The 23,885-nt window shown below is 45.7% G+C and carries 25 protein-coding genes, 12 tRNA genes and 1 rRNA gene; 5 read left to right on the plus strand and 33 right to left on the minus strand.

Annotated elements, in window-relative coordinates:
* From ATL39_RS07305 to acpS, 27 genes are all read right to left on the minus strand, one after another.
* Positions 1 to 193, minus strand: a 16S ribosomal RNA gene (locus tag ATL39_RS07305); the annotation flags it as partial.
* Positions 194 to 364: 171 nt separating this feature from the next.
* Positions 365 to 441 (minus strand) — tRNA-Ile (locus tag ATL39_RS07310).
* An 87-nt stretch (positions 442 to 528) separates the two neighbouring features.
* Positions 529 to 602, minus strand: a tRNA-Gly gene (locus ATL39_RS07315).
* Positions 603 to 607: 5 nt separating this feature from the next.
* Positions 608 to 684, minus strand: a tRNA-Pro gene (locus tag ATL39_RS07320).
* Between the two features lie 108 nt (positions 685 to 792).
* Positions 793 to 869 (minus strand) — tRNA-Arg (locus tag ATL39_RS07325).
* Positions 870 to 889: 20 nt separating this feature from the next.
* Positions 890 to 977 (minus strand) — tRNA-Leu (locus ATL39_RS07330).
* A 31-nt stretch (positions 978 to 1,008) separates the two neighbouring features.
* A tRNA-Leu gene (locus tag ATL39_RS07335) sits at positions 1,009 to 1,094 on the minus strand.
* A gap of 7 nt (positions 1,095 to 1,101) precedes the next feature.
* Positions 1,102 to 1,176 (minus strand) — tRNA-Gln (locus ATL39_RS07340).
* Between the two features lie 75 nt (positions 1,177 to 1,251).
* Positions 1,252 to 1,328, minus strand: a tRNA-Asp gene (locus ATL39_RS07345).
* A 23-nt stretch (positions 1,329 to 1,351) separates the two neighbouring features.
* Positions 1,352 to 1,427 (minus strand) — tRNA-Val (locus ATL39_RS07350).
* Positions 1,428 to 1,431: 4 nt separating this feature from the next.
* Positions 1,432 to 1,506, minus strand: a tRNA-Glu gene (locus ATL39_RS07355).
* A gap of 6 nt (positions 1,507 to 1,512) precedes the next feature.
* Positions 1,513 to 1,604: transfer RNA gene (locus tag ATL39_RS07360), tRNA-Ser, on the minus strand.
* Between the two features lie 2 nt (positions 1,605 to 1,606).
* Positions 1,607 to 1,681 (minus strand) — tRNA-Asn (locus ATL39_RS07365).
* A gap of 173 nt (positions 1,682 to 1,854) precedes the next feature.
* Positions 1,855 to 2,301, minus strand: a complete 447-nt coding sequence (locus tag ATL39_RS07370; protein ID WP_120192677.1) for a SprT family protein — start codon at positions 2,299 to 2,301, stop codon at positions 1,855 to 1,857.
* A 55-nt stretch (positions 2,302 to 2,356) separates the two neighbouring features.
* Positions 2,357 to 4,522, minus strand: a complete 2,166-nt coding sequence (locus ATL39_RS07375; RefSeq protein ID WP_120192678.1) for a Tex family protein — start codon at positions 4,520 to 4,522, stop codon at positions 2,357 to 2,359.
* A 132-nt stretch (positions 4,523 to 4,654) separates the two neighbouring features.
* Positions 4,655 to 5,263 (minus strand): PP2C family serine/threonine-protein phosphatase, encoded by a 609-nt coding sequence (locus ATL39_RS07380; RefSeq protein WP_120192680.1) that lies wholly within the window; start codon positions 5,261 to 5,263, stop codon positions 4,655 to 4,657.
* Positions 5,263 to 6,075 (minus strand): RNA polymerase sigma factor SigB, encoded by an 813-nt coding sequence (sigB, locus tag ATL39_RS07385; RefSeq protein WP_120192681.1) that lies wholly within the window; start codon positions 6,073 to 6,075, stop codon positions 5,263 to 5,265. The genes ATL39_RS07380 and sigB overlap by 1 nt, the downstream gene beginning before the upstream one ends.
* Complete coding sequence (rsbW, locus tag ATL39_RS07390) at positions 6,020 to 6,520, minus strand: anti-sigma B factor RsbW (protein ID WP_120192683.1); 501 nt, start codon at positions 6,518 to 6,520, stop codon at positions 6,020 to 6,022. The genes sigB and rsbW overlap by 56 nt, the downstream gene beginning before the upstream one ends.
* Entirely contained in the window at positions 6,520 to 6,852 is a 333-nt protein-coding gene (locus ATL39_RS07395) for an STAS domain-containing protein (protein ID WP_120192684.1), read from the minus strand. The genes rsbW and ATL39_RS07395 overlap by 1 nt, the downstream gene beginning before the upstream one ends.
* 107 nt (positions 6,853 to 6,959) lie before the next feature.
* A complete protein-coding gene (locus tag ATL39_RS07400; protein ID WP_274622841.1) occupies positions 6,960 to 7,973 on the minus strand; it encodes a PP2C family protein-serine/threonine phosphatase in 1,014 nt (337 codons plus the stop codon).
* Between the two features lie 15 nt (positions 7,974 to 7,988).
* The gene (locus ATL39_RS07405; RefSeq protein ID WP_120192687.1) at positions 7,989 to 8,402 is read right to left on the minus strand and encodes an anti-sigma regulatory factor; all 414 of its coding nucleotides are present in this window, start codon (positions 8,400 to 8,402) and stop codon (positions 7,989 to 7,991) included.
* A 2-nt stretch (positions 8,403 to 8,404) separates the two neighbouring features.
* Positions 8,405 to 8,761 carry an STAS domain-containing protein gene (locus ATL39_RS07410; protein ID WP_120192689.1) on the minus strand — a complete coding sequence of 119 codons (357 nt, stop codon included), beginning with the start codon at positions 8,759 to 8,761 and terminating at the stop codon, positions 8,405 to 8,407.
* Positions 8,762 to 8,816: 55 nt separating this feature from the next.
* Positions 8,817 to 9,638, minus strand: coding sequence for an STAS domain-containing protein (locus tag ATL39_RS07415; RefSeq protein WP_120192690.1), 822 nt, complete (start codon positions 9,636 to 9,638; stop codon positions 8,817 to 8,819).
* A gap of 468 nt (positions 9,639 to 10,106) precedes the next feature.
* The gene (locus ATL39_RS07425) at positions 10,107 to 10,388 is read right to left on the minus strand and encodes an antitoxin (RefSeq protein WP_120192692.1); all 282 of its coding nucleotides are present in this window, start codon (positions 10,386 to 10,388) and stop codon (positions 10,107 to 10,109) included.
* 185 nt (positions 10,389 to 10,573) lie between these two features.
* Positions 10,574 to 11,719: an alanine racemase gene (gene alr, locus ATL39_RS07430; protein WP_120192693.1), complete on the minus strand. Its 1,146-nt coding sequence runs from the start codon at positions 11,717 to 11,719 to the stop codon at positions 10,574 to 10,576.
* A 1-nt stretch (position 11,720) separates the two neighbouring features.
* Positions 11,721 to 13,262: an NAD(P)H-hydrate dehydratase gene (locus ATL39_RS07435; RefSeq protein ID WP_120192694.1), complete on the minus strand. Its 1,542-nt coding sequence runs from the start codon at positions 13,260 to 13,262 to the stop codon at positions 11,721 to 11,723.
* 12 nt (positions 13,263 to 13,274) lie between these two features.
* A complete protein-coding gene (gene acpS, locus ATL39_RS07440; RefSeq protein WP_120192695.1) occupies positions 13,275 to 13,637 on the minus strand; it encodes a holo-ACP synthase in 363 nt (120 codons plus the stop codon).
* Between the two features lie 127 nt (positions 13,638 to 13,764).
* On the opposite strand from acpS, the gene ATL39_RS07445 reads away from it, so the two are divergent.
* Positions 13,765 to 14,556: a rhomboid family intramembrane serine protease gene (locus ATL39_RS07445; RefSeq protein ID WP_120192696.1), complete on the plus strand. Its 792-nt coding sequence runs from the start codon at positions 13,765 to 13,767 to the stop codon at positions 14,554 to 14,556.
* A 41-nt stretch (positions 14,557 to 14,597) separates the two neighbouring features.
* Here the strand turns inward: ATL39_RS07445 and ATL39_RS07450 are convergent, their stop codons facing one another.
* From ATL39_RS07450 to ATL39_RS07460, 3 genes are all read right to left on the minus strand, one after another.
* Positions 14,598 to 15,989 (minus strand): hypothetical protein, encoded by a 1,392-nt coding sequence (locus ATL39_RS07450; protein WP_120192697.1) that lies wholly within the window; start codon positions 15,987 to 15,989, stop codon positions 14,598 to 14,600.
* Positions 15,986 to 16,525, minus strand: coding sequence for an RNA polymerase sigma factor SigX (locus tag ATL39_RS07455; RefSeq protein WP_120192698.1), 540 nt, complete (start codon positions 16,523 to 16,525; stop codon positions 15,986 to 15,988). The genes ATL39_RS07450 and ATL39_RS07455 overlap by 4 nt, the downstream gene beginning before the upstream one ends.
* A 512-nt stretch (positions 16,526 to 17,037) precedes the next feature.
* Positions 17,038 to 17,181: a BH0509 family protein gene (locus ATL39_RS07460; protein ID WP_120192699.1), complete on the minus strand. Its 144-nt coding sequence runs from the start codon at positions 17,179 to 17,181 to the stop codon at positions 17,038 to 17,040.
* Positions 17,182 to 17,361: 180 nt separating this feature from the next.
* Between ATL39_RS07460 and ATL39_RS07465 the strand changes: the two genes are divergently transcribed.
* Together ATL39_RS07465 and trhA are read left to right on the plus strand one after the other, a co-directional pair.
* Complete coding sequence (locus ATL39_RS07465) at positions 17,362 to 18,198, plus strand: GerMN domain-containing protein (protein WP_170146865.1); 837 nt, start codon at positions 17,362 to 17,364, stop codon at positions 18,196 to 18,198.
* Between the two features lie 109 nt (positions 18,199 to 18,307).
* A complete protein-coding gene (gene trhA, locus ATL39_RS07470) occupies positions 18,308 to 18,949 on the plus strand; it encodes a PAQR family membrane homeostasis protein TrhA (RefSeq protein ID WP_120192701.1) in 642 nt (213 codons plus the stop codon).
* Positions 18,950 to 18,995: 46 nt separating this feature from the next.
* Here the strand turns inward: trhA and ATL39_RS07475 are convergent, their stop codons facing one another.
* Both ATL39_RS07475 and ATL39_RS07480 read right to left on the minus strand, forming a co-directional pair.
* Positions 18,996 to 19,607: a nitroreductase family protein gene (locus tag ATL39_RS07475; RefSeq protein WP_120192702.1), complete on the minus strand. Its 612-nt coding sequence runs from the start codon at positions 19,605 to 19,607 to the stop codon at positions 18,996 to 18,998.
* Positions 19,608 to 19,734: 127 nt separating this feature from the next.
* Positions 19,735 to 20,445 carry a CAP domain-containing protein gene (locus tag ATL39_RS07480; protein WP_342768763.1) on the minus strand — a complete coding sequence of 237 codons (711 nt, stop codon included), beginning with the start codon at positions 20,443 to 20,445 and terminating at the stop codon, positions 19,735 to 19,737.
* A gap of 282 nt (positions 20,446 to 20,727) precedes the next feature.
* On the opposite strand from ATL39_RS07480, the gene ATL39_RS07485 reads away from it, so the two are divergent.
* Positions 20,728 to 22,320, plus strand: a complete 1,593-nt coding sequence (locus tag ATL39_RS07485) for a peptide chain release factor 3 (protein ID WP_120192703.1) — start codon at positions 20,728 to 20,730, stop codon at positions 22,318 to 22,320.
* A gap of 89 nt (positions 22,321 to 22,409) precedes the next feature.
* Here the strand turns inward: ATL39_RS07485 and ATL39_RS17620 are convergent, their stop codons facing one another.
* Positions 22,410 to 22,532, minus strand: a complete 123-nt coding sequence (locus tag ATL39_RS17620) for a hypothetical protein (protein ID WP_256497893.1) — start codon at positions 22,530 to 22,532, stop codon at positions 22,410 to 22,412.
* Between the two features lie 359 nt (positions 22,533 to 22,891).
* Between ATL39_RS17620 and ATL39_RS07490 the strand changes: the two genes are divergently transcribed.
* Positions 22,892 to 23,836 (plus strand): alpha/beta fold hydrolase, encoded by a 945-nt coding sequence (locus ATL39_RS07490; RefSeq protein ID WP_170146866.1) that lies wholly within the window; start codon positions 22,892 to 22,894, stop codon positions 23,834 to 23,836.
* Positions 23,837 to 23,885: the final 49 nt, after the last annotated feature.

A 23,885-nucleotide genomic window follows, 5' to 3' on the forward strand; every position in this document is an offset into this window, starting at 1 on the left:
TTATCGGGTATTAGCTCCGGTTTCCCGGAGTTATCCCCGTCTAGAGGGCAGGTTGCCCACGTGTTACTCACCCGTCCGCCGCTCAATTCCCCGGTTTCCCTCCGAAGAGGTCCGCCGGGTGCATGCGCTCGACTTGCATGTATTAGGCACGCCGCCAGCGTTCGTCCTGAGCCAAGATCAAACTCTCCATGAAAGTTGATGCTTAGTTCTTGCTGGTCTTACCTTGCGCAGCAGGCCTTGCCTGCCGCGACTTGTTGTTCGCGCGTTGTTTTCATTCCATTTTCAAAGGACACTCTTCCACCAAATGATGTGTGGGGAAGAATACTAATGTACCAAATAACAGTACAGTTTGTCAAGCATTATATGGTGGGCCTGAGTGGACTCGAACCACCGACCTCACGCTTATCAGGCGTGCGCTCTAACCAGCTGAGCTACAGGCCCATTTTTTTATTCTGAATGGGTTTCTACATTAACTGCAGGCATAAAAAAAGAGCAGTTCCTGTAATATGAAATTATCAGATTAAATAATGGAGCGGGCGATGGGAATCGAACCCACATCATCAGCTTGGAAGGCTGAGGTTTTACCACTAAACTACGCCCGCATAAATGGTCGGGAAGACAGGATTCGAACCTGCGACCCCTTGGTCCCAAACCAAGTGCTCTACCAAGCTGAGCTACTTCCCGTTTTCGAAAAAAATAAAAGCATATTGTTATTACTCTATGCTTTAACTTTAATCAAGACTTATCATTTAAGCGTATATAATCATTCGTATGAAATTAATTAAAAAGAAATGGTGCGCCCGAGAGGACTCGAACCTCTAACCTTCTGATTCGTAGTCAGATACTCTATCCAGTTGAGCTACGGGCGCCCGATAATAGTTGATTTATATGGTGCGGTCGAGAGGACTTGAACCTCCACGGGATTTAACTCCCACTAGGCCCTCAACCTAGCGCGTCTGCCATTCCGCCACGACCGCGCAAACATTGTTTTAAGTATAAGAAATAAAATGGTGCGGGTGAAGGGACTTGAACCCCCACGTCATAAAGACACTAGATCCTAAGTCTAGCGCGTCTGCCAATTCCGCCACACCCGCAAATAAGTGGCTGGGCTAGCTGGATTCGAACCAGCGCATCACGGAGTCAAAGTCCGATGCCTTACCGCTTGGCCATAGCCCAATATTAAGGAAAGTTACTTCCTAGTTAGCCATTATAATACATTAGTTGATATTTTTCAAAGGAACATAATTTAAATGGCGGTCCGGACGGGACTCGAACCCGCGACCTCCTGCGTGACAGGCAGGCATTCTAACCAACTGAACTACCGGACCATTTAATGTTGTTAAAAAGTGAATGGTGGAGGATGACAGGATCGAACTGCCGACCCCCTGCTTGTAAGGCAGGTGCTCTCCCAGCTGAGCTAATCCTCCATATTGGTGACCCGTACGGGATTCGAACCCGTGATACCGCCGTGAAAGGGCGGTGTCTTAACCACTTGACCAACGGGCCGAATCATGGCGGAGAAGGAGGGATTCGAACCCTCGCGCCGTTTACACAACCTACTCCCTTAGCAGGGGAGCCCCTTATAGCCACTTGGGTACTTCTCCATTGGCTCCACAGGCAGGATTCGAACCTGCGACCGATCGGTTAACAGCCGATAGCTCTACCACTGAGCTACTGTGGAATGTGCATTATTTTTGATGCGACATTGAGTAGTTTACATGATAGCGCATATGATGTCAATAGAATTTTTATTTATTTTAAATGGCTTTACAGAGGCAGTTACCAGCGTTTTTTCTGGTTGCTCTCAAGCGACTTTTATAATGTACCACAGCATGTAAAATAAGGTCAAGCGATTCAGGAAACTTTTTTTAATTTTCCTTTGCAGCCTCCACAGACGTACTTTGCAGTATCGATGCGCCGCACTCTGTGAAAGAGGCTTCCGCACCTGCTGCACCGGTATTTATGCTTATATCTTTTCTCTTTTTCATCCACCGGTCTGCAGTGCCTGGCTCCCCCTGTTTCCGCAAGAAGCTTTTTAAAATCCGCATCCCGGTGCTGATAACCTTTTCCTTCTATATGAAGATGATAGTGACAGAGTTCATGTTTTATAATCGAAATTAATTCTTTTCTGCCGTGTATCTGGTAATGCTTTGGATTCATTTCAATATGATGGCTGTTCAGCATATAGCGGCCGCCGGTTGTCCGGAGCCTGCGGTTAAATGTACATTGATGAAGAAACGGCTTTCCAAAAAAAGAAATGGAAATGTCTTCTGCAAGTTTCTGCAGATCATGATTGTTCATCCGCTCCCGCCTTTCTACAGAAAAAGAGCACCTGCACCCAGGTACTCTTTCCAGTTTATTTGTTTGGCTCTATCATCGTCAAGGCAATTCTTCCTTTTTTGGAGTCAACGCTGTCTATCCAGACCGGAATAATATCTCCGACCGATACAGCTTCCATTGGATGCTTGATGAAACGCTTCGCCATTTTTGATATATGGACCAGCCCGTCCTGTTTCACACCGATATCCACAAACGCACCGAAATCGACAACATTACGCACCGTTCCCTGGAGCTCCATTCCCTCTTCCAGGTCTTCCATTTTCATAATTCCTTTTTTCAAGATAGGTTTCGGCAGATCTTCCCGCGGATCGCGGAGAGGCCGTTTTAAATCTTCAATAATATCCCGGATCGTCGGCTCTCCGGCACCCAGTGCTTCAGCTGATTCTTTAACGGAAAGCTGGGAGAGCTTTTCAATGAGCTCAGGACTGCCTGCGTCCGCCGCTGATGCATCTATAGAAGCAAGCAGTGCTTTAGCCGTCTTGTAGCTCTCCGGATGGATAGCGGTCTTGTCCAGCGGCTCTTTGCCATCTATGATACGCATAAATCCGGCTGCCTGTTCATATGCCTTGCTGCCGAGTCTTGGTACTTTCTTGAGCTGCGCACGGCTTGTGAAGCTGCCGTTCTCTTCTCTGTATTTAATAATATTGCCCGCTACTGCTTTAGAAAGGCCCGATACATATTTTAAAAGACTCGGGGATGCCGTGTTTACGTTAACGCCGACTTTATTCACCGTTGTTTCCACTACGAACGCCAGGGAATCATTAAGCTTTGCCTGGGTGACATCGTGCTGGTACTGTCCCACCCCGACAGATTTCGGGTCAATTTTAACCAGTTCCGCAAGCGGATCCTGAAGCCTTCTCGCAATGGACACACCGCTCCGCTGTTCAACGGAGAGTTCGCCGAATTCTTCCCTGCCTACTTCAGAAGCAGAATAAATACTTGCTCCTGCTTCATTTACAATTAGATAGGCGGCCGAATGATTCCACTCTGTTATAGCCTCTGCCACAAATTCTTCCGTTTCCCTGGAGGCAGTCCCGTTACCAATGGCAATCACTTCCACGCTGTATTTATCGAGAAGCTCTTTTAGGATTTTTCTCGACTCATCTACTTTATTAACCGGCGGCACCGGGTAGATGACCCCTACGTGCAGAAGCTTCCCATTTTCATCTACGACTGCAATCTTGCAGCCTGTCCGGTAGGCCGGATCCAGCCCCAGAACGACTTTGCCTTTCATCGGCGGCTGCAGCAAAAGCTGCTTTAGGTTTTCAGAAAAAATATGAATGGCCTGCTCTTCACCTTTAGCCGTAAGCTCACTGCGGATTTCACGCTCAATGGATGGTGCAATCAGGCGCTTGTACGCATCTTCATAGGCAGCTTTTACATGTTCAAGCGCCGGCGAACCGTATCGTTTTACAATTTTCTTTTCTATCATCTGAAGCGCACGTTCCTCTTCAATGGACACAGACACCTTTACCACTTTATCTTTTTCGCCGCGGTTCATAGCTAAAATACGGTGGGATGGCACTTTACGAACAGCTTCCTGGTACTCGTAGTACATTTCATACGTCCCGGCTTCATCCACGGCTCCTTTTTTCTGTTTGGAGGAAAGCAGGCCGTGGCGGAACGTCTGCTCCCGCAGCTCTTTGCGGATCGATGGATTATCTGATACCCATTCCGCTATAATATCGCGCGCACCCTGCAGAGCCGCTTCCACATTTTCTACATCCATTTCTTCAGAAACATAGGCTTTGGCTTCTTCTTCCGGGCTTCCTTCTTTCGGCAGGGCAAACAAATAAGAAGCAAGCGGTTCAAGACCTCTTGCAGCTGCCGATGTAGCTCTCGTTTTTCTTTTCTGGCGGTAAGGTCGGTAGATATCCTCTAATTCCTGAAGCTTTTCTGCCGCTTCTATTGAATTCTTCAGTTCCGGCGTCAGTTTATCCTGTTCCTCGATCAAACGTGAAACCTCTTCTTTTCTCTGCTGCATCTGTCTTGTATATTCCCAGCCGTCCTGTACGTTTTTGATCTGTACTTCGTCTGCGCTGCCCGTCTGTTCTTTACGGTATCTTGAAATAAAAGGTACCGTATTTCCCTCTTCAAGCAGTTCAATAATATTGCGCACCCATTTTTCCTGCATAGACAGGGAGGTGGAAAGTTTTGTTACGAGCTGATCCTGTTCTGTCATGGATAAGAAACTCCTTTTTGTTCAGTATGTATGATCTCTTAAGCCCCATTACTATAACACGATGGCCCTTCTATCCAAAATCGGTCTTATGTCCGGATAAAAAAAAGAGCCTTTCTGTTTGGCAGGAAGGACTCAAGATTCATATAACGACCCTATCAATACAGTACGGTCATCCTTGTTTTTTTGATTCTTCTCTGCTAAATAACGTACGGATACGTCTGTAGACTGAAGATCTATCATCCAGTTATACTCTTCCTGATTTATAGATATGCCATCGGAATGTAGAATAAAATGCAGATTCTTTTTATAGTAGTAGTGTTCCAGACGATAATGAAATTTGCGGCCGGATAAGAAGCCGGGAGCCGGAAGCGGGCGGTGCGTCTTCTCGTCATCCGCCGCAATAAATGAGCCGATATTTCCAATATTGCCGTATACTACTTTCTTTTCGTCAAATAATACCTTAAGAATAGTAATAACCGTACCGCGTTCTCCGCACAAATGGCGATTGCATTCGTCCATCAGATCCGGAACGGTCCACTCATGGTGGTTCCGCAGAATTTCCATTGCAATATTGGAAGATTTGAAAGCAAATTCCCCGCTTCCCAACCCGTCCGCTACCGCGCAGAGAAAATAGTCTTCTGTTTCTACCGCCATAAAGGAATCCCCGCATAGGTTATTTCCTTCTTTTTCTTTCTGGTATACTACGGTTTTCACTTTGTTGTATGTTCTGCTCTCAATCATCACAGACACTCCGAGGGCTCTGTCCGAATGGAATCTCTCAGTTTTTGAAGAGCTCTTCTCTGCAGCCGGGATACGTGCATCTGGGAGATTCCAAGTTTTTCTCCTGTTTCTTTCTGACTTAAGTTTTCGAAATACGTACATTTCAAAATTTCTTTTTCGCGCTCTGTCAGAACGGTAAATGCCTTTTGAAGCAGAAGCTGCTGATCTGTCTTTTCATAGCCTTCATCGGTTGCTCCAACTAGATCAAGAAGCGTAACGGCACTGCCTTCCTGATCGGCTTCGATCGAGCGGTCCACCGACAGCGCCTGATAACTTTTTCCCATTTCCATGGTTTCAAGCACTTCTTCTACGGTCACTTCCAGGTATGCAGCAATCTCGTCCACCTGCGGGGAACGCTGTAAATCGCTCGTAAGCTCTTCCACCGCTTTTTTGATTCTTGGGCCAAGCTCTTTTATGCGGCGCGGTACATGAACGCTCCATGTTTTATCCCGGATAAAACGCTTGATCTCACCGACAATGGTTGGAACCGCAAACGATTCAAAGCTGCGCTCAAAAGAATGGTCGAACCTGCGGAGTGCTGCAAGCAGGCCGATCATGCCAACCTGATAAAGGTCATCATCATGATCCTGTCCACGGGAAAACTTTCTGGCCAGCGACTGAACGAGCGATTCATAATGAAGAACGAGCTTCGTCTGTACTTCCTCATTGCGGTTATTCTGAAATTCTTCAATCCACTCATATACGTGGGTATTATCTTTATTGTTTCTGCCCCTGCTCTTGTTTGTCTGCTGAGGTCGGGATTCCGTCGACATGCTGCTCCACCCCATCTCTATGAAGGAACTTGGTCATGACGATAGCAACACCTGATTCATTACTGATTTCTACTTTATCCATTAACGTATCGATAAGGAAAAGCCCCAGGCCGCCTTCCTTTAATTCCGAAACGGGCTTGGAACTGTCAATCGGCCCGATGTTTTCGAGCAGGCTGCTGACCTCCGTGCTTTCACCTCGGTCTGCCACAATGATTTGAATGCGGTCTTCACGGATAACACAGGAAAGAAGCATGTAGCCTGTTTTCTTATAAGCGTGATTCACAACGTTCGTACAGGCTTCCGCTACTGCAATCTTCATGTCTTCGATATCGTCATAGGAATATCCAGCTCTGCTTGCAATGCCGGAAACAGTAAGACGAACAACGCCTACGTATTCCGCTTTAGCAGGTATCTTCATTTCGAAATGATCTGCATGATCGGTCATTATTGCGTTCCCTCCTTTTTCCCCTCTTCGATGTCTATAACTTCATCCAGGCCTGTAATGGAAAAAAGTCTCATTACCCTTTGGTTTAATCCAACAAGACGAAGCTTGCTGTTATTGGCTTCTGATGATTTTAAAGCGCCGACGAAAATACCAAGTCCGGTGCTGTCAATATAACTTACATTTGTAAGGTCAACCGTAACGAGCTGACCGTCTTTTTCTGTCAGCGGCTCTATCGCTTCTTTGAGCTGCGGAGCGGTATAAGCGTCTACTTCACCCTCTATATAAAGAATAGCTTCTTCTTTAGAGTGCTCTGTTTTAATATCTAAATTCATAATATATTTCCTCCTGTTTCCTTTTTGCACCTTGTATCTATCTATAATGAAATAAATGTTTTAGTAACTAGTCGTATCCATTCATTACTTCCCGCTTTTATTTTTTATTAAACCTCTCTGCGGATAATGATCAGCGTAAAGTCATCACGAAGCTGAAATCCCTGAAGTTTCTCCAGCTGATAAAACACATTTTCCACGAGCTGCTGAGCTGGAAGGTGCTTATACTGGCGGATCAGATTAGTGATCTCCTCCCGTTCAATAAACCCATCATCGGTCCGGCACTCGGTTACACCATCAGATAAAAGCACAATAAAATCGCCGGGCTCTACTTTTTTGTGGTATTCCAAAAAGCTGCTGTCTCTTCGGATTCCGAGCACAACACCTTTTGCTGATAGTTCGTCAAAGCTGTCTTCTGCATAGTTATAATAAAATCCGGGTTCATGCCCGGCGCCTGAATAATAAAAATGATGAACGCGTGGATCATACGAGCCGTACATCATTGTAATAAACATATTAGCCGCTACGTTCTGCTCTACAACCCGGTTTAAATTCTCAAGAAGCGCGCCCGGCTGCAGCCGTTGTTCCGGATAGCTGTCCATTGCGTATTTAATCATGGACATACAAAGAGCCGCAGGCACGCCTTTTCCGATAATATCGGCAATAGCCAGACCTACGCACCCGTTTTCATCTTTAACAAAATGATAATAGTCCCCGCTCATTTTCGAAGCAGGGACGCTAAGTACTCCAACATCAAGATCCTGTACAAATGGAATCTCTTTAGGCAGAAAGGTCTGCTGCATGCTGGCAGCTACATTAATTTCATTTTCGAGTTCCCGCTGCTTATCCCTCAGGCTCTGGTGTTCCCTGTAGGCAAGACCGTATCCCATCATAACCTCCAGCAGAAATTCAAAAGAATCAACCGCTCCCTCCGGCATATAGGGGAACAGTTCTTCAATCGCTTCTATATGGAGACTCACTACCTCTTCCGGTGAAATTTGATTTTCCAGTACCTTTTTGCTGAACTGCTGGGCATAATATAACCCCTGTTCATTCTTTTCTTTCAGATAGGTGACTAGAATTTTTCTGTATTGTTCCTGCATGAGACTATATGAATCAGCCAAGTGTTAAAACCTCCTTTACCTGAGCCATTTAACTGCCGTTATAACCGTTCCTTCTCCAACGACAGAATCGATATCAAAATCATCCATCAATCTCTTTACGCCCGGCAGTCCGGCTCCAAGCCCTCCCGAAGTCGTAAACCCGTCTTCCATTACTTCCCGGATGTTCTTAATCCCGGGACCACGGTCTTTTGCGGTGATCTTAATTCCTTTTTTGGCTCCACTGCTGTGATACTGCTCAATTGTTTCTATGATAATTTCGCCCTTTTCCGCATAGAGATATATGTTTCTTGCCAGTTCGGATATGGCTGTTGTTACACGGGCCTGATCCACGCTTCCAAAGCCGATTTCTTTTGCAAGATTCCGGCCGGCCTGCCTGGCTGAAACAATCCCCCATTCTGTATGCACTTCAACGCTGGATTGAACACTCATATTCATTCCTCCAGTTCCTGTTGAAGTTTCTCCAAACCTTGTTCAAGGTCCAGAGCGGTAGGGACGTCATCTAAAATAATACCCATATCTATTAAAGTGATGGCAACCGCCGGCTGAATTCCAGTCATCACTACTCTGGCACCCATAAGATTAGACATTTCTACGACGTCTCCGAGAACTTTTGCAATAAAAGAATCAATCATTTCTACTGAGGTTAAGTCGATGACTACTCCTGCAGACCCTTCCTGGTGAATCTTATTTAACAGATCCTCCTGAAACTGAAGGGCGGTCTGGTCATCTAAATCCACTTGAACGGATATAAGCAGATACTGCTGAAGCTTTAATATTGGAATTCGCACGTCGGACCCTCCATTCTATAACTGCTCTGCTGTACTTTCGTACATTTCAATCGATTTATACATTAATAATCTGACGCTTTGTAAGCTCCATGCCTGTTTCAATACCTTTGCGGAGACTGCTCTTTGTAGGGAATTTACCCAGGTCAATTCCCAGATTAACTATCGTCTGGGCGATTTCCGGCCTGATTCCTACAAGGATACATTCTGCGCCGACAAGCCGGACTGCTTCCGACGCCTGAATAATATGATGAGCCACCATAGTATCCACAACAGGCACCCCGGTAATATCAATAAGCACTACCTGGGAGCGGTGTTCAATAATGCCGTCAAGCAGGTTCTCCATAATCAGCTTGGCTCTCTCAGTGTCGATGGTTCCAATAAGAGGCATAACGCTGATATTGTCAAACACCGGAATGAGCGGAGCCGACAGTTCTTTTAAAGCGAGGCGCTGCTGGTGCAGCGTGGTTTCCCAGGATCCGGAATATTCATCAACGAGCTGGTTGACCATTTCGTCCACCCACTCTTCAATTTCATAAAATGTTTCATACATTTTTTTGGAGGGGATTTCACTGCCCGAGCTGATGCTTTCCAGCACTACCCGGCGGAAGGTCTGCATTCCTTTAGTAAAGTAGCTCAGCGGCCACCCCATCCGAATCAGCTTCTCAGCAAAGCTGCGCAGAAAAGCACGTCCATCTTCGAGCTCTGCATCGAATGAATTGAAAATCAAGGCAGCAAATTCTTCGTTTGTATCCTGAAAAAGAGTTTTCGGTACTTTCTCTTTAAATACATCGTTTCGCACCAGGGTCATTTTCTCCGACCAGTTTTCCTTTATTTCATTCCGCTGATTATAAATCATTTCTAAAACAGCTGCATGCATAAGTAATTCCTCCACTTGGCCTTTAATTGCTTTTATTTATTTTCATATCTGCCTGCTCTATTATAAAAACAGCTGTTTGTTCGTACAGCGTGGTTTGTTTACCGATTTGGAAGAGAAAGCTGTCCTTTTTACTCAAAAGATGATTAATCTTTCTGCCACCGGGTATAGAAGAGGACTGTCTTCTATAGTACGGTCTTATCTGCATATGCATCCTTTTTTACCACAAGTAATACTATTATTTCACGTCTTTCCATCAACCGCAAATATATTGCCGCCTTCTGGAGTATAATTTTCATTATACCAGTCCTTGCAGCAGATTTGCAGAACAAATTGAAGCTGCCCCGTACAAAACGGGAGTGCCGGCTGTACATGTATATATGTACAGCCGGCACTCCCGCCTTTGGATGCTCAAAGTATTAAATAGATAAGTTTAAGGTCTTACAAATTGTGAAATAATAATATAATTGCCTATACCCCGCTTACCAAACGTGTGTCCATAGAATGTTCTGCTTCCGCTTCTGCAACGAAAGATTCTGAAGCAATGTGCAGATTAATCTGCGCCATTTCTACATAACCTTTTTGCATCGATTCACGAGCTTTAATCCGCTGAGATTCTCTCAAATAAAGCTCAGTGGCTTGATGAATGAAATCATCCCGATTTTCTCTGCCCTGATCCAAAATACCATCCAGTTCACTGAGCAGATATTCCGGAAGACTCACCTTAATCTGTTTGGTGTTCCTTTCAAACATATCACACACACCTCCAGCGTAAGACCTCAACTGTGCTCACTTCCTACTTCATATAATAGCATTTGTAGAAGCGGTTTGCAAAACCGTTTTTTCCAATCCGCTTCCGTGTATGGTCGTTTCTAAGAAAAGAAGCTGTTTCGGCCGTAATTTTATTACTCTATATATCGGTACCGCTGCCGGAGAGTTTAGTTTCTGCTGCTTATATATTTTCTTGGAACCCGCTTACTGATCATACAGGGAATTTCATAGGTGATCGTTCCCAGCCGTTCCGCTGCATCCAGCACAGTAATTTCCGTTCCATTGTCTTTTCCAATCAGCGTAACTTTTGTACCGGTTTCCTCCGGACCGGAAAGCCGGACCATCATCTGGTCCATACATACTCTTCCAACAATCGGAGCTTTCTCTCCGTTAATGAGCACATAACCTCCATTGGTAGAGTGATGCCGGTTCCAGCCGTCCGCATAGCCGATTGGCACCGTTCCAATATATTCCTCTTTTTCAGCTGTATAGGTCGCCCCATAGCTGATGCTTTCCCCCGGACTGATCTTCTTTACCTGAACGAGCCTGCTGTATAGAGAAAAGGCCGGCTGCAGGGCAAAAGGAAGCTCCTCATTAATTTCCGCAGAGGGCGTTAATCCGTACATAGATATGCCAAACCGGAACATCGTAAAGCAGCGGTCCGGAAACCTCATACCCGCCGCGCTGTTGCCACAGTGTATATACGGCGGCAGCTGCACAATCTTCCCGGTAAGCTCCACTATTTCTTTAAATCGTTCATGCTGTCTGTAAAAATAAGAAGTTTCCTGTTCGTCGGCGGTCGCAAAATGAGTAAAGATTCCTTCCAGGTCAAAAGCAGGCTGGGAGCTGACTGTTTCCAGAAAATCGATTATTTCTTCATCGCTCCGCAGTCCGATACGCCCCATGCCGGTATCTGTTTTTAAATGCACAGACAGTGCCTGTCCCGGTGCCATGCAGGCCGCTGCCTCCTCCAGCCATTCTTTTTGAAAAACAGTAAGGCTGATATTATACTCCCGCGCCGTTTCTGCATCTTCGGGCCGCGTGCGCCCAAGTACAAGAATAGGAAGGTCAAACCCCGCCTCGCGCAGCTCGATCGCTTCTTCCAGAAGAGCTGTACCCAAAAATACTGCACCTCCCTGCACTGCCGCCGCCGCAGCCCGGACTGCTCCATGGCCGTATCCGTCTGCCTTTACCACCGCCATCACATCAAGCTGCTGACCTGTACTTCGTATAACCTGCTCTACATTACGGGTAATGTTTCCCAAATCCACTTCCACCCATGTATCTCTATATGAATGCTCTTGAAAAGCCATGTTATCTTCTCCTGTTTTCCTGAAATAATTGAACGTTTTTTATAGCACGGGGAACATAGGATGCCAGTTTGGAAGCGCGCAGCGAATAATCCGTTTCTTCCTGCTCCACGGCAAGATCTGCTGCATGGCCGTGCAGAAATACAGCATTATTTACCATTGCTGCTGTATCCTCGTCCTGCATCACCTGTCCCAGCAGAATGCCGGTCAACGTGTCGCCCGATCCGCCCTTTGCGAGACCGGCATTTCCGCTAGTGTGCACCGCCTGATCTCCTTCAGGAGTGGTGCATATTGTGTTTGCTCCTTTTAAAACGAGATAGCAGCCTGTTTTCCGGGCATACTGTCCGGCCAGTGAAAAGCGGTGTTTATTCACCTCTCCCGGGGTTGTACCTGCCAGATGAGCCATCTCGCCCGGGTGCGGCGTTAAAATAAGCGGAGCAGTTCTTTCCGAAAGTTCCTGCTCCAGTTCCGGCAGCCAGTATAAGGCATCGGCATCGAGAATTAATATTCCTGCTGTTTCCACGAGCGCCCGCCTGACTATTTCTTTTGCTTCTTTTAAACGTCCCAGCCCCGGCCCGACAGCCACGGCATCATAACGATCAAATCCAAAATCCGAGCTGACGCTGTCCTCAGCCAGTTCTCCTTCTTTTTCCGGGAGCCTTAAAAAAGTGGTCTCCGGTACAAGCGGTGCTGTAGTATACATTAGTGATTCCGGGAGGGCTGTTGTTAACAGGCCTGCCCCGCTTTCCAAAGCGGCAAGGGCTGCAATCGCCGGCGCTCCGGCCATATTTTTGGAGCCGCCGATCAACAGTCCCCGGCCGTGCCTGCCTTTATGCGCATTTTCTTTGCGCACAGGAAAGGAGGCTGAAGTCTCCGTCATCCCCCACTCCACGGCTTCATTTCCTGCCTTGTGCCACACTGCATTCGGCATGCCGATAGACACGGTATGCGTTTGTCCGTAGTATTCTTTAGCCGGAAACAAATACGCGCTTAGTTTGGGACTCTCCAGAATGACCGTGGCATCCGCCTTTACGGCAGAAGAAGGAACATCCTCTTCTCCAGATGGAATGCCGGAGGGAATATCTACAGCGACAATCGGCGTGTCTGTTTTTCCAAGAACCTGTACTGCTTTGTCAAAAGGAGGCTTCACTTCACCTTTAATACCCGTGCCCAGCATAGCGTCAATGATAACGCCGTACGAATCTGCCTGAAAGGACGAAGGATCAAACTGCCGCGGTGTAAAACCGGATTTTTCATAAAGGGTCCGGTGATAGAGAGCCGCCCCCTTTAAGCCGTCAGAACTAACGAAATATACATCCGTTCGAATCCCTTCGCTTTCAAGCGTTCTCGCTATTGTATATCCGTCGCCTCCATTATTCCCTTTTCCTGCAAGCACCGCTGCATATTGAAGCCCCGGGTATAGTTCTATTATTTTTGCCGCGGCTGCCCTGCCGGCATTCTCCATTAAAAGCTCTTCTTTCATACCGATTTCTTCAATCGCCAGCCTGTCAGCTTCGCGCATTTGTTCTGCTGTGACAACCCTCATTTTTTCACATCCCTACTCTTCTATAATAACCTGGGCAGCTGCCCATTCCCTGCTGTGGGAAATACTCACATGAACTTTAGCGCCGGGTACTCCGTCTACAAACGCATACAGTACGGGACGGCCATTCGGTTCATTGAGCACTTCAATGTCCTGAAATCCGTAAGCTTTAGAAATGCCGGTTCCGGCTGCTTTTACAAAAGCCTCTTTAGCAGCAAAGCGGCCGGCTGCATATTCAATTCGACGCTGGCCTGTTAAGCGCCCGAACGTTTCTTTTTCTCTGCCTGTAAACATCCGCTCTGCGAATTTATTGTTTTTATCCAGCAGCCGCTCTATTCTTTTTAATTCTATAATATCGATGCCGATTCCGTGAATCATAACGTTTCTCTCCTCTTTAAGCAGCGCCGGTCGCCTTCAAAAGATAACTTATGCTAAAATTAAAAAAAGGCTACCGCTTTTCTATAACGGGCGGCAGAACACATCATTTAATTAAAAGGGGCGCTTTATGTTTATTCGAAATGAATCATTTTATTCATTCAGGAAAAATTATCCGGTCGTCTTTTCTCTCGTTATTATACATATCGTCCTGTTTGCCTGGATTAACCTGACGAGTCTGACTAACGGTCTCATTCCATTTGGTGATACCATTTTCCAGCTCGGCGTCGGCTTTAATGCAGCGATCGCGGCTGGAGAGTTGTGGCGGCTGATCACTCCTGTTTTTCTCCATCAGGGACTGACTCATGTGATCCTGAATTCCTTTGCTCTCGTGCTTTTTGCCCCGCCGCTCGAAAAAATGATTGGCAGATCCCGTTTCATTATTGTCTATTTGCTGATGGGTCTGCTGGCGAACGTAGCTACGTTCTATTTAGGAGGCTTGTATTATTCCCACCTCGGAGCCTCGGGAGCCGTGTTCGGCGTATTCGGCATTTACATGTACTTGATCTGGAAACGCAAGGATCTAATAGACGCGGCCAGCGCCCAGCTGATTCTTATACTGACATTGTTCAGCGTTGTTATGACGTTTCTATCTCCTAATATTAACGTATATGCGCATATTTTTGGGCTTTTTTCCGGCTTTCTGCTGGCACCTTTCTTTTTGCGGAACGCCGTGCCTTTCTTCAGCGTCCAGCATTACAAAGCTCCTGCCGAAGAGCCGGTTTTTAATCCAAACCGCTGGAAAGGACGCAGGAGATTCCGGGCTCCTATCGGACAGAGGCTTCCCAGATGGATCGGGTATGCGTTTGTCGTGCTAATTGTAGTCGGACTGCTGGCAAGAGCTGCAGAACTTTTCTTTTAAACAAAAAGTCTTTCTGTCCTTTTCGGACAGAAAGACTTTTTTTATTCAAACGTTACCAGATTAGGTGCTTCCGGCACTTCAAGTGATTCTTCCGGAAGCCATTCCGCACTGCTTTCTGTATCTTCTTTGTTGAATGTTACTGTTTCATAGCCAAAATCTGAGGCAGCAAACAGAACAGCATCCGTAAAAATATTACTGTTCCAGCTCTCAGGAAGCTCTGATGATTCGGTAAACGTTACGACAGCGTTGGTTCCTTCCCCCTGCACTCCGGCTACATCGAGGCCTTCCGGCATTGGTGATTCCAGGGCTTCATTGTCGGGATCGGTTTCCATCTGCTGCAGCGTTTCTTCAAAGGAAAGCAGCTCGCCCTGATCATCTGCGGTCGGCTGGCCGGCTCCCTTTGCACTAACTAATAGAGTAACATCACGGCTGGAGGAGTAAGCGAAGTATCCCCGGTTATCGCCTTCCACTAAATAGTTTTCAAGCAGCCCGTAATTGCCAAATTCAACGCCGGGTTCCTCATTTTCTGTAAATAAGACTTCTGAAACGCCTGTATAGCGCAGGCTTTCTTCAAGACTGTTTAAAAAACCTTCGCCCTGGGCGCTGCTTAAGCTCTGCTGGGATTCTTCAAAATCAGCCCGCCACGAGTCAGACGCTTCATCTGTACTGCTCCATTTAATATTCTGGACCAGGGACCCGGAGAGGCCGATTTCATCTCCTGGATAATTACGGTTCAACGCTTCAAAAAAAGAAGGCGCAGACTCTATAGAACCTTCTATTAAAAACGTCACCGGAATCGTAAATCCATTTTCTGCATCCTGCAGCGGAATCGTTACCGGAACCGTGTCTTCCGCTATTTCATTGACGGACAGAGCACGGAGATAATCATCTGTGATCCACTCTTCTTCTGCCGGCGGAGTTTCTTCTCCGCTTTCAGCAGCTTCTGATGTTTCAGGCCGGGCAGGTTCATCTACCTGCGGGGTTTCCAGCGGTTCCTGCTCCACTTCGGCAGTTCTTTCTTCTTCCGCTGCCTCGTTGGAAGAATTCTCGCTGTTTTCTTCCGCTGCAGGTGAATCCGGCTCCGAAGCCGGTTCATCAGGAGGCGGTGATTCCTCTTCTCCGCTCTCTTCAGGAGCTTCTTCCTGTGTTTCTTCCGTTTCAGAAGCCGTTCGCTCCCCGCTCTGCTCTGTATCAGAAGACATCGGCTGGGACTGCGGGATCATGTTAGGAATAATAAGGGCTAACAGCAAAATAGCAAATACTGTCGTAATTCCCGGAACCATCCATTTTTTCGATTTATTCCGGGGCTTTTTTGCTTTTGTCTTTGCCATGACATTGTAGTAAATTTCCTGCCTGCTTCTGCTGTCCCGGATTTCCGGCATCTGCCGAAGCTTGTCTTCTATTGATTTTTGATCGTGTTGCCGCTGCTTCAAGGTTCTACCCTCCTTTGCGTCTCTTCTTCGTTTCCGCCCATAAGATCCTGCAGCTTTTTGATTGCCCGGTGCTGGGTGGTCTTCACTTTACTTTCCGACCATCCCAAAACGTCTGCCGTTTCTTTTATAGATAGAGAATCTACATACCGGAGCATAAGCACCTGCCGCTGATCGGCCGTGCAGTTCTCCATGTATTGATATATTTCCCGGACCTCGTCCTTTGCCGTAAGAATTTCATCCGGCAGCGGAGCTGGGTCTCTTATATCTTCTTTTGAAAGCGGGCCGAGCATGCCGAGCCATTTTCTCTTTTTGCGGTTCTGCTTTCGAATCCAGTCAATTCCTACATGGCGGGCAATAGAATAAAGCCATGTTTTTTCGCTGCTTTTGCCTTCAAAGGAGTCAAAGGAATGAAATACTTTAATGTACACTTCCTGGACCAGCTCTTCGGCTGCATCGCGGTCTCGAACCAGATAAAACAGGTATTGATAAAGAGAGTGGTGATAGCTTTCATACAACCGCTCAAATTCATCTTGCATGATTTACACTCCCATACTTAAGTCGTTAGTTGTTTCATTGTGTTACATCATTTTTCATAAAAAGAGCCGCATTCATATTACAGTTTGATTACATTGATATATTTTGACATGAGAACACTTATCTGGCTACTGCGATACTGCTTAATTATATGTATTTTTATGTAACATCTGCTGCCAAATCACTCTATGCCGGCATACTGCTTCCCGGTGTATGATAAAAACTCTATCAGCACCAGCCATTAGAGTTTTCAATCGTCTATTTTTTCTATATTAACTTGTTGTGATAAATATATAACTCCAATAAATAGCTGCATATAAGAAAATAAGAAGCAGAACAACAAATAAAACTTTTCGATTTGACCATTTCTTCATCATCCACACCTGCCTTATCTGACTGTATTATACCACTTTTATTTCCCTGAAGGTGAATCACCTTTTCCTTCTCCTCTGGCTGTGGCTTTTATCTCACACAAAAAAGGCCTACCTCTTATAAGAAGAGATAAGCCTTTTTGTTATTCCGTTGTTTCGTGGTGGAAATATGTCTGGTCATAAATATGTTCGATGTCCTCATCTGTCATTTGAAAAAACTGTGTCTCGTCTGTCCCGCGGATTTTAGAAATAAATTGAATCATGTTCTGGCGCTCTCTTCTTTTCATTTTTAATTCCTCCTCTGTTTTAATACAGTTTATTTTGTTAAATGTATTATATAACAGTTTAAATTTAATCGTCAATACTTTTTTTAAACTATTTTATTTTATCTTTGGCGTAACTCTTTTTCTAAAACACCGTCTTATGTTATGAGACTAAATACTTATATAGAAGAAAGGAATGTAAAAATGAAGAAAACAACATACTTACTAGTTCCATCCGCCTTATTTCTACTGATTCTTTCGGCTTGCGGAACCAGCAGCGAAGCCGAATCCGAACAGGCTCCGGCCGAAGAGGTGAATGTGACGGAAGAAACAGCAGCAGAAGAAACAGAAACACAGGAGGAAGAGGAAGCACAGGAAGAGTCGGAATCTACCGCAGCGAACGAGGAGGAAGCCGATACTGCTGCTTCAGCTGAAGAGACACAATCGACTGAAAACGAGGAGAGCGGTGAAAATGAATCTTCCGCTGATAATAGTTCCACTGAAAACGCAGACGAAGAGACAGCACCTGAAACGGAGGCTTCTGTTTCTGAAAGCGAAGAAGCAGATCAGACATCTGAAAATACTGTAGAAGAAGAAACCAACGCTCCCGAGGAGGAAAATACAATGGAAGAAGCTGATGGTGTGACAGAAACCGTTACGTTATACTTCTCTGATGACCAGCTTATGGAAACGCTGACGGAAGAACGCAGCGTTACTGCCGACACTAAAGAAAATCTGCCGGCTGCGGCACTCGAAGCATGGATTGCCGGTCCGGAATCTGAGGGAATGTTCTCTCCTGTAAACGCTGATACCACGGTTCAATATGTAGAGAGCGAGGGCTCTCAGGCTACTGTATCCTTTTCTTCTGCTTTTGCTGAATCCAACGTCGGTTCCAGCGGCGATGCTGCCATTATGGAACAGATTGCTTCTATTATGAGCCAGTTCGGCTACAGCAGTACCCAGCTTCTTATTGAAGGTGAAACAAATACCAGCATTTTCGGTCATGTGGACACAAGCAGTCCTATTAAAGCCGGCGAATAAGCTAATCATCCCCGTATCTAATAAAAGATACGGGGATGTTCTTTTTTCCAGCGCTGCCGCTGTATGATAAACTTAAGAAAATTCATGCAGGAAAGGGTTTTTACCCGCTATGGCCAATGTTCACACGTTTACCCGCAAAGAAGAAATGGTTAACGCATCTATTCATGCCGTCGGTGTACTGTTTAGTATCGCAGCGCTGATTATTTTACTTATTCAAGCCGGCACTCCAGCCCATGTGGTGAGCGTAAGCATCTACGGATCAACCATGCTGATTTTGTATACCTCTTCCACCCTGGTTCATTTTGTCCAGGAAGGCAAAGCCAAAGACCTGTTTGAAATATTCGATCACGCAGCGATTTACTTGTTTATCGCCGGTACTTACACCCCTCTCCTTTTTCATGCTCTTGACGACGCACTAAGCTGGACGCTGTTTGGCATTGTCTGGGGCATTGCCGTGCTGGGCGTTCTTTTTAAAGTGTTTTTTGTAAAACGCTTTTTGTTTTTATCTACTATATTTTATATTGGCATGGGATGGATTATTATTTTCGCCTGGGGCCCGCTCTCGGAGAATCTTCCGTCCGGCGGCCTGGCCCTGTTAATAGCAGGAGGCATTCTCTATACGGCCGGATCCATTTTTTACGTTTGGCGCCGCATACCCTATCATCATGGGATCTGGCATGTTTTTGTTCTTGCAGCGTCGTTTCTGCACTTTCTTGCCATTCTGCTGTATGTCCTGCCGCTGACGAACTAGGCCGAAATAAAAACCCCACTCTTTTTTAAGAGTGGGGTTTCCTATATTAAAAGGAGTCTTTAATAAGCACATCTTCCACCGGGAAGCGTTTCGATTTGCGCGCTTCGCCCGTTTTTCTGCCGACAGAAATGAGCATAACCGGCACATAGCGCTCCGGCACGTTAAATGCTTCTATGAATGCCGCCTTATCAAAACCGCCCATTGGTACAGTATCGTAGCCTTTTTCTTTCGCTGCCAGCATCAGCTGCATCGAAGCGAGAGAAGCATTAATCAGGGCTTCGTCTTTGGCAAAGCCTTCTCTTTCGTAGGCTGCATGAATATTAGCGACAAGCTGGGTTTTAATGTCTTCTGTCATTTTCCCTGCATCTACTGCATCCGTGTAAACAGCATCTGCATGAATATTTGCTTCCAGATCGCCAAGAATGGCAATCGTAGCAGAGCTGTCTACAACCTGCTTCTGGTTATACGCAATCGGGAGCAGCTCCTGCTTTTTTTCGTCGGACGTTACCGCAAGAAACTTCCAGTGCTGCAGGTTCCAGGAGGATGGTGCCTGGACCGCCGCCTCAATAATATCCTGAAGATCCTCTTCCGGCATCTCAGCCTCTGTATCAAACGCACGAATCGACTGGCGTTCTTTCATTAACTCTATTGTTGTCATTTGTCTCAACCTCGCTTTGTTTTTTTGCCATACATATAGTCTCATGAAGCAGATTTTGTTGCAAATAATATGAAATGTCCCAAAACAAAAAAATCCTCCCGGTATTGGGAGGATTCTGGTTTAATTATTATCTTGTAACAAACATCTGCGTCCAGTACGTACCGTACTCGCCGCCTTCTGCATAACCGATAGCGATATGCGTGAAGTTTTCATTCATAATATTTTCACGGTGGCCTTCAGAGTTCATCCACGCGTTCACAACTGCTTCCGGAGTGTCCTGGCCGGCTGCGATATTCTCGCCTGCCGCGCTGTAGGAAATACCAAAGGAAGTCATCATGTCAAACGGGCTTCCGTAATTCGGGCTTTCATGGGCAAAATAGCCTGCGTCGCGGAGATCTTCAGACTTCGCATCTGCTACTTCCGCTAAATCTCCATAGCTCTGCAGCGGCTGGAGGCCTGCCTTTTCCCGTTCCACGTTGGTCAATCTTACTACTTCCTGCTCAAAAGCGGCTTCCGACTCTGATACTTCACTGTCAGGTGCCGGCTCTGCTGCAGTTTCTGATGGGGCCGCTTCGGCTGACTGACCTGTTGATTCCTCAGCTGCTGCTCCGTCTGTGTCAGGGATGGCAATGCTCTGGTTTACAGAGATAACATTTTCATTTGCAATTCCTGGATTTTCTGACAAGACTTCCTCTACTGAAACATCATGCTCTTCCGCTATGCCAAACAGGGTATCCCCCTCCTGGACGGAATATGTCTGTGAAGACTGGGCAAAAACGGCAACCGGGAAAATCATAAGTACTGCTAAAGATCCAACAACTTTTTTCAAACGATCCACCTCCTGAAATTAGTATCCCACATTGTTTTGACGAGGAAACAGGAAAAACGTTACATTTTTTATCTATTTTAATATCTAATAGTTTATTTTGTTGTTCCTCATGCAAATCGTTATGAAACAGCCGGTCGTTCTTTTTATATGAGAACGCCTTCCTGTCATTATACACGATCTCTTCCTGAAATTGTATCTTCATTTTTATTGTGTATGCCGATTTCATCCTATATGATGAGGAAGGACAGTAAATAAGCTCGTACGATTTTTATAGAAGAAAGGGTTGCATGCATGACTACTTGGAAGGACGAAATAGCTTCACGTAAAACATTTGCTATTATTTCCCACCCGGATGCGGGAAAAACTACTCTTACCGAAAAGCTTCTTTATTTTGGAGGGGCTATCCGCGAAGCCGGATCGGTTAAAGGAAAAAAGAACACGAAACACGCAACAAGTGACTGGATGGAAATTGAAAAACAACGGGGAATTTCTGTTACCAGTTCGGTAATGGAGTTCCGGTATCGTAATTTCCATATCAATATTCTTGATACGCCGGGCCACGAGGATTTCAGTGAAGATACCTACCGGACCCTCACAGCGGCCGACTCTGCGACGATGCTGATTGATGCAGCCAAAGGCGTGGAGGCCCAGACGAAGAAACTATTTAAAGTCTGCCGGCTGCGCAGCATTCCTATTTTCACCTTTATTAATAAGCTCGACCGCCAGGGACGAGATCCCTTTGAACTGATGGAAGAAATGGAAAACCTTCTTGGCATCCGTTCTTATCCGATGAACTGGCCGATTGGCATGGGAAGGGATTTTCAGGGAATCTATGACCGGATCAATAAAAAGATCGAACTGTTTGATCCCGATAATCCATCCAATATTCAAGTCAAAGAGGTATCAGGTCCAAATGATCCGGTTCTTGTCGATTTCATCGATCCCTCTCTTTTGGAACAGTTTCAGGAAGAGATGGAGCTGCTTGACGTAGCGGGTGATGCTTACGACGAAGAGCGAATACTCTCAGGGGAACTCACTCCCGTATTTTTCGGCAGTGCAATTTCAAACTTTGGCGTTCAGAACTACCTGGAGCATTTTTTAAAGCTTGCTCCTGCTCCCGTTCCGCGTGAGAGCGACATCGGTCCTATTTCACCGATGGATGGCGAATTTTCCGGATTCGTTTTTAAGATTCAGGCGAACATGAATCCAAAGCACCGTGACCGAATCGCTTTTCTGCGGATTACGTCGGGGAAATACACGCAGGGAATGAGCGTACGGCACGTACGTCTTGAAAAATCAATGCGGCTTGCCCAGCCGACGCAGTTTCTTGCCCAGGACCGCAATATTGTAAAAGAAGCATATGCCGGCGATATTATCGGCTTGTTTGATCCCGGTACGTTCCGGATCGGCGATACGCTCGCAGAGAGAACCTCCTTTTCTTTTGATGAAATGCCGCACTTTTCTCCGGAACACTTTACTGCCATTACGGTGAAAGATGCCATGAAGCATAAATCATTTGAAAAAGGGCTCCAGCAGCTTTCTGAAGAAGGCGCCATTCAGCTGTTCCATACGTATAAGCGTTTTCCGGAACTGCAGATAGTCGGCGTAATCGGCGTGCTTCAGTTTGAAGTACTCGAGTACCGTCTGAAAAATGAGTATCATGCTGATATCAAAATGGAAAGCCTGCCTTATTCGATCGCCCGCTGGATCGACGGCCCGGAAAAAGATATGGAGCTGTTCAAGCAGAAGCAAAAACAGCTCGTTACAGACCGGGACGGCCGTATCGTTGCGCTCTTCGATAACGAATTTCAAATGAATATGACAAAAGATAAATATCCGAACCTCTCGTTTTACGAGAATTCCTATTTAAAAAATATCTGGTAAACAAAAAGAAGCAGCCGATCAGGCTGCTTCTTTTTGTACGAAAAAAACCGGCTGGAAGATCTCTCCCGCCGGTCTATATACATACGTTTTTAGTTGAAAAAGTAGTGATCATTCAGGCCTTTGCCTTCATTGTATTCGCTGAGCATCTGGTCTGCCTGTGTTTTAGATGTCTGATACATAGTTTCAAGCACGTTCATAAAGAAGTTTTTCAATTCATGCGCCTTCTTTCATTTAATATTTGATTTTATTATGCTCCTTTTTCCAAAGGTTTGACAAAACCGCCCCGCCTTCGGGAAAACGGAAACATTCTTCATGAAAACGGTAATATAGTGCTCTTATCTTTATTTTCCTCCTTTTTTCTATTCATTTCTCTATTTTACGCTGTTTCATCGTAAAATTACTTCCTCAGTCAAGATTCCGCCCTATCCTTAAATAAAAAAATCCCCTGTAATGCAGGAGATTTAGGCTGCTTCCAAATAGATAAAAGCAATTGCCCGGGACGATGAATGAATTTATAATAAAATTAATCTTAACCGCAGTCAAATGAATGATTGGAGGTCGTGATGTCAGGATGAAGAATTCTATAAATCAATCTCAGACGGATAAATCCTCAGTCAATGAAGCACCAGTTGGACATTATTATCGTGTGAAAGATCGGCGTTTGTTACTCGACCGGGCTGGAATAGGAAGTCCGGCAGTTGTATTTTTACCGGCAGCCGGCATGATAGGTCTTGATTATTTAAACATTCACAAAGAAACCGGAAAACATACCACCTCAGTCATCTATGATCGGGCTGGAACAGGATGGAGCGATCAGGTTAAGCTCCCGCGAAGTGCCCGGGAAGTTACTAATGAACTGCAGCATTTGCTGCACGCCGCTGATATACCCGCTCCTTATCTATTTGTCGGCCATTCACTTGGCGGCATATATGCACAGCGGTATGCACAGCGATTTCCAGAAGAAACAGCTGGAATGCTTCTTCTGGAACCGCCCCACGAGGATTTTCTTACCAATACCCCCACATTCGAAAAACGCTACCTTCCCGGACAGGCAGTGGTCATTCTCCGGACCCTCCTCACATACAAACAGTCCTTCCGCAGAATTTATGAACAGATGTTTACCGGGTGGCCGGATACCATACGTAAGCCGCTGATTGACTACCATCTCCGTACTCTATCGAAAACAATGACAGAAAGAAAAAATTTAAAAAGTGAACTTTATGCTGAACTCCGTGAAGGAGGATCTCTTCCGAATATCCCTTTGCTTGTGTTTTCGGTAACGGAAATTGATCCGTTTACGAAGCTGATAACAAGTCCATCTTTTCTACGCAGATTTATTACGCCATTCAATAACTCGAAAAAAATCATTTATTCAAAATTGGCCGCCTCTGTTAAATATGGAGAGCACCATATACTCAACAATGCCGGACACGCCACCATTCATACGGATTCTCCGGATGAAATCCTCAAAGCTATCCAATACCTGCTCGACTTGAGTAAAGCTGCTAAATCGTAATAAATGTCATTACAACAGCCGTACAGCTGTCCTTTAATTTTCATAATAA

This window comes from Sinobaca qinghaiensis, from assembly GCF_003610495.1.
GTDB classification, from domain to species: Bacteria; Bacillota; Bacilli; order Bacillales; family Marinococcaceae; genus Sinobaca; species Sinobaca qinghaiensis.